This is a genomic window from Monashia sp. HAY1-2A (assembly GCF_056755315.1).
In genome coordinates, this window is the sequence record NZ_JBNDHY010000897.1 from 1 (window position 1) to 228 (window position 228).

The following is a 228-nucleotide window of genomic DNA, read 5'->3' on the forward strand; positions in this document are numbered from 1 at the left end:
GTCGCGGCCTGGCTCGGCGTCCTGAAAGCCGGCGCCGTGGTGGTCACCACCATGCCCATGCTGCGTTCCACAGAGGTCGCCACCCTGATCGGACTCACCAAGCCGGTGGTCGCGATTTCGGACCACCGCTTCGTGGATGAGCTCGCGGCCGCGGCGGGGGACGACGTTGCTGTCCTGACGTACGGATCGGCCGCAGGAAATGCTGACGACGACGGCGATCTCATCTCC

1 pseudogene is annotated in these 228 nt (G+C 67.1%); it reads left to right on the forward strand.

The features are described 5' to 3' along the window. Positions 1-228 (forward strand): annotated as a pseudogene (locus ACPYOM_RS24345) (2-aminobenzoate-CoA ligase); the annotation flags it as partial.